This is a genomic window from Kosmotoga sp., from assembly GCF_982836095.1.
Genome location: NZ_CEYIHJ010000039.1, coordinates 1 through 8,000 on the forward strand (window position 1 = coordinate 1; position 8,000 = coordinate 8,000).

General features: G+C 40.2%; 8 protein-coding genes. 3 read left to right on the forward strand and 5 right to left on the reverse strand.

The features are described from left to right. Positions 1-36: 36 nt before the first annotated feature. Together AC3LHT_RS04110 and AC3LHT_RS04115 are read left to right on the forward strand one after the other, a co-directional pair. Positions 37-483: a MarR family winged helix-turn-helix transcriptional regulator gene (locus tag AC3LHT_RS04110; protein ID WP_488662064.1), complete on the forward strand. Its 447-nt coding sequence runs from the start codon at positions 37-39 to the stop codon at positions 481-483. Between the two features lie 47 nt (positions 484-530). Continuing rightward, positions 531-1,076, forward strand: a complete 546-nt coding sequence (locus AC3LHT_RS04115; protein WP_488662065.1) for a class I SAM-dependent methyltransferase — start codon at positions 531-533, stop codon at positions 1,074-1,076. Between the two features lie 71 nt (positions 1,077-1,147). On the opposite strand, the gene AC3LHT_RS04120 is transcribed toward AC3LHT_RS04115, so the two are convergent. The 5 genes from AC3LHT_RS04120 to AC3LHT_RS04140 form a co-directional block, all read right to left on the reverse strand. Continuing rightward, entirely contained in the window at positions 1,148-2,245 is a 1,098-nt protein-coding gene (locus AC3LHT_RS04120) for an aminopeptidase (RefSeq protein WP_488662066.1), read from the reverse strand. Between the two features lie 53 nt (positions 2,246-2,298). Then, positions 2,299-3,522: an MFS transporter gene (locus AC3LHT_RS04125; RefSeq protein ID WP_290667565.1), complete on the reverse strand. Its 1,224-nt coding sequence runs from the start codon at positions 3,520-3,522 to the stop codon at positions 2,299-2,301. An 82-nt stretch (positions 3,523-3,604) separates the two neighbouring features. After that, a complete protein-coding gene (locus tag AC3LHT_RS04130) occupies positions 3,605-4,954 on the reverse strand; it encodes a GH1 family beta-glucosidase (protein WP_488662067.1) in 1,350 nt (449 codons plus the stop codon). A 23-nt stretch (positions 4,955-4,977) separates the two neighbouring features. Beyond that, the gene (gene pgmB / locus AC3LHT_RS04135) at positions 4,978-5,646 is read right to left on the reverse strand and encodes a beta-phosphoglucomutase (RefSeq protein ID WP_488662068.1); all 669 of its coding nucleotides are present in this window, start codon (positions 5,644-5,646) and stop codon (positions 4,978-4,980) included. Between the two features lie 4 nt (positions 5,647-5,650). After that, positions 5,651-6,652: a LacI family DNA-binding transcriptional regulator gene (locus AC3LHT_RS04140; protein WP_488662069.1), complete on the reverse strand. Its 1,002-nt coding sequence runs from the start codon at positions 6,650-6,652 to the stop codon at positions 5,651-5,653. A gap of 524 nt (positions 6,653-7,176) precedes the next feature. Between AC3LHT_RS04140 and AC3LHT_RS04145 the strand changes: the two genes are divergently transcribed. Next, positions 7,177-8,000 (forward strand): ABC transporter substrate-binding protein (locus AC3LHT_RS04145; RefSeq protein WP_488662070.1); only part of this gene is annotated, 824 nt, incomplete at its 3' end.

Consider the following 8,000-nt stretch of genomic DNA (forward strand, 5'->3'; position numbering starts at 1 on the left):
CTTGACATAAGTGTATAGTTGCTATACACTATAAGCATGAGAAAACATAACAGCGAAATCGTTCATACTTTGTTGAAGGTTATTCATTCCCTTCAGGAATTAGACAAAAGAACATCGAATTACGGTACAGATGAGACCCTCAGTTATGGTGAGATACACATGATAGATAAGATAAGGGATTACCAGGGGCTTCACATATCCGCGATTGCTAAAAGAATTGGCGTTACAAGGGGAGCAGTTTCTCAAATGGTCAAAAAACTCGAGAAGAAAGGGATGGTTGTCAAAGAACCTTGCCCTGATAATCTCTCCAGAATCTCGATAAGACTCACTGAAAAGGGTAAAAGAGCAGCAGCAGAACACGAAAAATACCATCGTAATTTCTCTGAAAAGGTAACCTCTATACTTGAGAACTATTCAAAAGAAGATCAGGAAAAAATTGCAGAGTTTCTCAGAGGTCTTTTGGAAGTGATCAATCAGATTTAATTTTTTTATAGTGAGTGTATAGCAACTATACAGAGGAGGAAATAGAGATGCGAAAAGATTCAAAATTAATTTCAAATTTGGCGTTCAGATTGATGAGTTTTTCAATGAGGTTTGTAAATGAGTCATCCTCAAGAAAAACAAGTGACAAGCTAAAGGAATTTGGAATCAAATCAGGAATGACTATTGTGGATTACGGTTGTGGGCCCGGGAGGTATATTTTGGAAGCTTCCAGATTGGTAGGTCCTACCGGAAAGGTCCTGGCTGTGGATATTCACCCTTTAGCGATAAAGGCGGTGAACAAACTCGTTGTTAAGAAAAATCTGTCAAATGTGGAAGCGATACTGGCAAAAGGTTACCATTGTTTTATTCAAGACGGTTCGGTGGATATAATATACGCTCTGGACATGTTTCACCGCGTTGATGATCCCAGGAGTTTTTTTGCGGAACTCAAACGAATTTGCAAACCTTCAGGCAGGTTAATCCTCGAAGACGGGCACCAAAAGAGGGAAGATACGTTGAAAAAGATCAATCAGTCAGAACAATGGAAAGTCGTAGAGAAAAGAGAGAAGTACGTAGTATGTATTCCTGCCTAAGTAAAAGGCCATGAGAAACAAAAAAACCGGCTCGCGCATTTACGAGCCGGTTTTCATTGATACCGGTATTTTCAAATCAGAAATTTACCATTTTTGTAGATCAATTCACCATCTGCGTAGATTTCTCCGCCTTCTCTCATGTCGCAAAGCATATCCCAGTGAATGTCCGATTCATTTTTTCCGCCTGTTTCGGGGTAGGATCTTCCCAATGCCAGGTGCACTGTGCCACCGATTTTTTCATCGAAGAGCATGTTCTTGGTGAATTTAGTTATGTTGTAATTTGTTCCCATTGCCACTTCGCCAACGTAACGCGCTCCTTTTATCTCGAGCAACTTTTCGAGGAGATCCTGCCCTTTGGAAGCCTCGGCTTTTACCACTTTTCCGTTTTCAAAAGTCAACCTTATATCTTCGATTTCACGCCCCTGGAAGATACCCGGGAAAGAGAAACGTATATGGCCATTCACAGTATCTTCAACAGGGCCCGTGAAGACTTCGCCTGAGGGGAAGTTGGCATGTCCATCGCTGTTTATCCATTTTCGCCCTTCTATGCTCATTTCAATGTCTGTGTCTTTAGAAATAATCCTGAGATGTTTTTTGGTGTTCAGGAAATCAACATATTTTTGCTGCTGGTCGTGGATTTTCTTCCATTCCGCAATGGGGTCATCGCTATCAAGATGGCAGGCTGTGTAAACGAAGTCCTCGTATTCGCTTAGAGACATGGAGGCTTCCTGGGCCTCAGCTTCGGTTGGGAATAAAGTTCCACACCATTTCATTTCCTCTTTTCCCATGCGTTCAAAAAAGACCCTGGTGAGCGCGCTTCTTCCCTCTGCGCTCTTTCTCAAATTTTCCGGGGGAACGTTGCTGAGGTTTCTTGTATTCGTGCTTCCCCAAATAGAAAGAAAGACATCAGCCGTTTTGGCAACAACCATCACGCTCTCTGGAAGATATGCGAGTTGTTCATCGTTTCCGTGCTTTAAGCGTATTTCACCCAAAGTTGGATCTTCTATCATAACTTGAACGAGTGCCCCTGCTTTGAGCGCTTCCAGATAAACGGCTCTTATCAAAGGAAGCGTGGCAATACTGCCTTGCAAAAAGAATTTCTCTCCCGGTTTCAAAGCAAGGGAGTAGTTCACCAGAACTTTTGCGTGCTTTGATACCCTTTCATCCATTGCAACCCCTCCTTATAATTCCTCGATTTCTCGAATCGATTCAAGTATAGCATTTAGTGCATTTGTGGCTGATTTTTCTTGTGAGCAGCAATTCGTTTAAAAAACATATTGCCCAACAATGCTAATGAGCCAAGAATCAAGAAGGCAATCCACAAAAACGCCACAGTACTTATTCCAAATTTATCGGCGATTATCCCGGTGAAGATACCTGAGAGGCCTGCTCCCACATATGCCGAAAAATCAAGAAGTCCGGCAACCGATGATACTCGTTTATACTTCACATAGTTCAAAGGAATTATTGTCATCAGTATTGAATTTGCTCCGTTTAACAGGGCTACTGTCAGAGATAAAAACAATGTTCCAGAAATTGCGCTTCCAGCACCAAAGATATGGAAGGCCATTACAGTAATGCCTGATGCGATTAGCATTATTAAGATAGTTGGCTTTTCGCGATGATTCAGCTTTTTGTTGAGCAGTCCGGCCAGGATTGCCCCTGAGAATCCAATCGCAGGAATCAATATTGAATAGGCAACGGTGGAACTGAGGTCAAGTCCATGGGTTTTCATTAACAGCATTGGGCCCCATAGATTTATACCTTCTTTGACGACACCTTGAGCAATAGATGCAATCATGATCAACCATAATCCGTCATTCCATGTAATTTTAAGTAAAGATTGCTTGCTTTTAGTTGGATGAACCGCGTTGTGAAATTTGTCGGATTTAACCTTTATCAGCCAAAGAAAAGCGTATAAAGCGAGAATAACACTTGGTGTCCAGAAAGCCCAGCGCCAACCAAGCAGAGAAACGATTTTTCCTGACAGCCCCCATGCCATCAAATATCCCACCGTCATAGAGGCAGCCATTCCTACTGCCACAATGTTATTTCGCCTTGGGTGTATGTGATCAGAGAGCGTTCTGACTATGGGACCCCAAAGCATTGACTGAAAGTAGCCATTGATACCCCAGATAACTATCATAATAGGAAGAAGGGTTAAAGATCCAAAGGCAAGATTTAATAGCGCCGAGAAAAAGAGCCCGATGAAAACGAATTTTCTTGGGGAAACATGATCGCCTATTGAGCCGTTTATCAATTGACCAATCGCATATATCCAAAAAAAAGAGCTACCTATAAGCCCCAATTGTGTATTTGACCAGCCAAGAGTTTTTTCCATTACTGGAATAGCCACTGAAATATTAACGCGCCCAAAGTAGGCGAGTGTGTAAGCAAACCAGCAAAGCAAGAATGCGGATTTCGGGGTTAATACTTTTTGGTTCAAGGATGTACCCTCCATTTCGAGCAAAGTATGTAATGTCTGGCAAACATGATATTGTATTTGAAGCAAACCTGGAGTACAAAGGTCAAGAGTTTAGAAAACGCTGGTAATCATAAAAACTCTTTTTCGGAATTCGTTTAAGATTGTTGTTTCTATCGATATACACTAATCCGTATCTGATAGTGTATCCTTTCACCCACTCAAAATTATCCATAAGTGACCAGACAAAATAACCTTTTAGATTGACGCCCTCTTGCAATGCCTTCAAGCAGCCTTCTATATGTCTGGCTATATATCCAGCTCTTACATCGTCTTTTACTTCACCATTATTTAGTATGTCAAAATCATCCGAGCCGTTTTCTGTGATGTAGATATCTTTCATTCCATAGTTCTCATGAATTTTTTTGAGGCTTCTCACAAGGCCTTCGGGATAGATTTCCATTTTTTGGGGTGTGCATTCGAGTACAGGTTCCGCTTCGCTAAACATAAAGGGCTTTGTTGTGTCGAAAACTGCTAAAGACCTGGAATAATAATTAACCCCCCAAAAATCATGGCCACAGAGGATTTTTTCCATATCGCCGGGTAAGATAACAGGCGCCCAATTTCTTTCTTGCAAGAAATGATGCAATTCTTCAGGATATTCACCTGTTGCAAGTGGTTTGTAGAACCATTCATTGTAAAATTGATCCATCATTCTAGCCGCTGCGATATTTTTTGGATCTTCATTCACAGGTTCGACGAAAATTGTGGAATTGGATATCCCGATCTTTGCCTCTGCATCGAGTTTTTTTATACGCTTTACAGCTTCAGCATGAGCCAAAAGCAGATGATGGGCAACCTGGAATGATAACTGCACAGATTTTTTTGTTCCGGGAGCAGCGTTATTATCTATATAACTTCTGTGAGAAATTCTCAAAGGCTGATTCAAAGTTATCCAGTGCTTGACCCTATCACCAAATTCATTGAATAGCTGTTCAGCGTAATCTCCAAATATTTGAATGATATCTCTTGATTCCCAGCCGTTGTATTTATCTTGAAGGATTTGCGGTAATTCGTAATGGTACATGGTAACAAAAGGTGTAATCCCTTTTTTGAGCAGTTTGTCAATTAGTTTGTTATAAAAATCAATACCTTTTTGGTTTTTCTCGTCTGTTCCCTTTGGAAATACTCTGGGCCATGAAATGGAAAATCTATATGCGTTAACCCCAAGGTCAGCAAGAAGTTCTATGTCTTCTTGCCATCTATGGTAATGGTCACACGCTATCATTCCATCTGTTCCATCTTCGATGGTTCCATTGCGTTTTACAAAAGTGGTCCAAATTGAAGGCTCTTTCCCGTCTTCCAGATCAGCACCTTCCACCTGGTATGATGAAGTTGCTACGCCCCAATAAAAGTCTTTTGGAAAGTCCTTTTTGCTTGTCTTCAAATCTATCACCTCTATAACCACTTGATGGTTGGTCAATAATGCTCATTGCCAAACATTTTCACGGCGCTTGCAAGGCTATCAACAACAAAATCGGCATTTGATAATACTTCTGGCTTACCTATTCCTATGCATTTCATACCAGCTTTTTTCGCCCCTTCAATACCGGCGTAGGCGTCTTCAAAGACAACGCATTTCTCGGGCTTTGCTTTAAGCCTTTTAGCTGTGAGTAAAAATATTTCTGGATCAGGTTTTGTTCTTTTTACCATGGTCCCATCCACTATTACGTCGAAATATGAACAGATCCTGGTCTTGTTGAGAATAATATGCGCGTTTTTGCTCGCTGTTGCGAGGGCTGTTTTGTAGCCTCTTTCTTTAGCCAGTGACACAAATTCCATTCCTCCTGGCAAAAGGAAACCTTCGTCAACAAGAGAAAGAAGCTTAACGTAATAAGCATTTTTCCGCTCGGCAAGTTCAACTTTTTTGGAATAAGGGAAATCAATGCCTCTATTTGTGAGAAGCGTTTCAAGAGCCTGGATTCGACCTACTCCCTTTAATTGCTCACTCTCATTAGGATCAATCTGAAATCCGAGATCTTCCAAAAGACGTTTCCAGGCTTCATAGTGGAATTTTGCTGTATCTGCTATTACTCCATCCAGGTCAAAGACCAGTGCTTCTACGGAATCCAATAAATTTTTCAACATTTGTCTATGTGCTCTCCCTGATAATCAATTCGGTTGGAACAATTATATTTGTATTCTCCAATGGTTCGTTAAACATCAATTTCAATAAGGAATTTGCAGCAATCATGCCCATTTTTTCCGTATCTTGTGCAATTGTTGTGAGGGCAGGGGTGGTATATTTGGCAAAGGGGATATTATCAAATCCAAGGACTCTAATCTCTTTTGGGATGGTGACGCCTCTTTCCTGAAGCCTTTTAATAACACCTATGGCTATAACATCACAGAAGCAGAACACCGCATTGATCTCTTCCTTTTGCTTGATTAACTTTTCGGCTGCTAACATACCGCCCATCATGCTTCTTTCGGTTTCTATAACATTTTGATACTCAAGATTAGCTTCACTGATTGCATCAAGATATGCTTGTTTTCTGTGTATATATGAAGGTTTAGAACCGGTCCCGGTAACGATGCAAATATTCTTAGAACCGGTATCTATAAGATATTTCATCCCTTTCCTGGCTCCTTCATAGCTATCAGAGGAGATGGATACGATGTCGGAATTTTCTTGAAATGTCTCGCCAACGTATACAAAAGGTATATTGTTTACTCTGAGAACCTCGGTAATATCTTCTTGAAAAGTGCCCTCGAAAATTATCATTCCGTCTAAAAGACCCGAGTTTGCGTAATCCACAAATAGTGATTTGCTCAGAGTATCTAATAAATTAAAGCTGAGAGTTCTTAAGGAGAAATCCTTGAGTGCAGTTGCAGCAGATCGGATACATTCTCCATAAAAGGGAGAGATGTAAAATTCCTGGCGTGAAGAAATAAGAAACCCGACAGTCTTTGATTTTCTTCCTTTCAGGATTTTTGCGATCATCTTTGGCTTGTAATTATATTTCTCCATTGACTTCAGCACTTTTTTTACTGTGGCTTCAGAGACCAGTTCGGGGTTGTTTATAACTCTCGAGACAGTCATCTCTGAAACCCCGGCATCTTTAGCAATAATCTTTATTGTGGGTTTTTTCATTGGCATCTCCTCCGATGATATCGATATCATTATCGCATTGACACCACAGGAATTCAAATGCGTGCTATTTACAGTTATATCCATTTAATAGCGAATAATTACGCTTATAGGCAAATATCTTATTATCATGTTGATTTTCTCGAATAGAGAAATGTATGTAATTTACAAATACTTATATTTGGCTGATAGCCATCAATATAGAATACTATTGCCTAAATGAACTTAGTGAGGAAATGATATCGACAACATTATACAACACCTTTGAATAATAGTCCAAGAAGCATAAAATACAATTCGATACGTTTTTCAATAGCCCAAGACAAGTGCCCTTGAGAATACTCGCCAAGAATATCGGATTTGGAATCATATCTTACAGGACGAAAAAATATAGATATTTTCTATAACCAATGATAATTCACAATAATTAGCGATAAAGGCAAATTATCGATTTGCTATGTGATGATTTTTTATAGTAATATGATATCGATAACATTTCTTCAACCCCATTTGAGAGGAGTGGCGCAATGAGAACAAAGAAATTTTTAATTTTGATCTGCTTGGTATTACTCGTTTCAATTTCTTTAGTCGCAAAACCGACAGTCACATTGAAATTGGTCGTTAGGAGTTGGACAAAAGACATAATTGACTGGGCTACGGAAAGGGTCCAGGAAAATCATCCCGATCTTAACATCGTAGTCGATGCTTCATTCTATGAATACAATGAAACCAGAACCCAGTTAGCCATGAGGCTTTCAAGGAGAGAACCGATAGATATCATGCAGCTTGATCACATTTGGTTAGGAGAATTCAAGAACATGATTAAGCAACTTGATATTGATGATCTCTGGGGATATTATAATTTCTTACCTCCTTTTAGAGAAATTTGCCAGAGGTACGCAGATCCTGGAAAGACGTTGGGATTCTATTTCTCTACTGACCTGAGGTTGATTTACTGGAACAAAAAACTGATGGAAGAACTTGGAATCACAAACGTGGAAATTAAAACCTGGGAAGACGTTAAGAAATATGCGATGTTGGTGAAAGAAAAAGAAGATTTACTTCCTGAAGGGGTTAAACCAGTAGGTTTCATGGCTGGTCCGACGGAACACACGAATTCAAGATGGTATAACTATCTTTGGAGTGCTGGTGGAGACATTCTTACTCCCGATGGAAAAAAAGCTGCTTTTAATAGCGAAGCGGGTGTTAGGGCTCTTGAATTCTACGGTTGGTTCTTGAAAAATGGCCTGGTTGAACCTGCAGATGTTTTGAGCCCATCTTCTGGCGCTGTCTATGACGAATCCTTCTTGAAAGGGAAATTCGTTATTTCTTTGGGTAATGGTGAATGGCT

What these genes read in the sequence shown, in the direction of transcription:
- AC3LHT_RS04110 (WP_488662064.1), top strand. Translation starts at nt 37, where the DNA reads ATGAGAAAACATAACAGCGAAATCGTTCATACTTTGTTGAAGGTTATT.
- AC3LHT_RS04115 (WP_488662065.1), top strand. Translation starts at nt 531, where the DNA reads ATGCGAAAAGATTCAAAATTAATTTCAAATTTGGCGTTCAGATTGATG.
- AC3LHT_RS04120 (WP_488662066.1), bottom strand. Translation starts at nt 2,245, where the DNA reads ATGGATGAAAGGGTATCAAAGCACGCAAAAGTTCTGGTGAACTACTCC.
- pgmB (WP_488662068.1), bottom strand. Translation starts at nt 5,646, where the DNA reads ATGTTGAAAAATTTATTGGATTCCGTAGAAGCACTGGTCTTTGACCTG.
- AC3LHT_RS04140 (WP_488662069.1), bottom strand. Translation starts at nt 6,652, where the DNA reads ATGAAAAAACCCACAATAAAGATTATTGCTAAAGATGCCGGGGTTTCA.